1 rRNA gene is annotated in these 555 nt (G+C 53.7%); it reads left to right on the top strand.

The features are described from left to right. Positions 1–555 (top strand): 23S ribosomal RNA (locus ACI48I_RS24170); the annotation flags it as partial.

Here is a 555-nt window from a genome sequence, read left to right as displayed (position 1 = left end):
ATATGGTAGGAGAGCGTTCTGTAAGCCTGCGAAGGTGTCTTGTGAAGGATGCTGGAGGTATCAGAAGTGCGAATGCTGACATGAGTAGCGATAATGGGGGTGAAAAGCCTCCACGCCGTAAGCCCAAGGTTTCCTGTTCAACGTTCATCGGAGCAGGGTGAGTCGGCCCCTAAGGCGAGGCAGAGATGCGTAGCTGATGGGAAGCAGGTTAATATTCCTGCACCGTCGTATGATGCGATGGGGGGACGGATCGCGGAAGGTTGTCTGACTGTTGGAATAGTCAGTTTCTGCCTCATAGAAGGCGCTTAGGCAAATCCGGGCGCGTAATTCAAGGGGGTGGGACGAGCGGCCTTGTGCTGCGAAGCAATCGGAAGTGGTTCCAAGAAAAGCCTCTAAGCTTCAGTCATACGAGACCGTACCGCAAACCGACACAGGTGGGCGAGATGAGTATTCTAAGGCGCTTGAGAGAACTCGGGAGAAGGAACTCGGCAAATTGGTACCGTAACTTCGGGAAAAGGTACGCCCCGGTAGCTTGACCACTTTACTGTGGAAGGG

This window comes from Massilia sp. LXY-5 (assembly GCF_059801075.1).
Note: the sequence above shows the minus strand (reverse complement) of the source record. Positions and strands in the feature narration are given on the sequence as shown.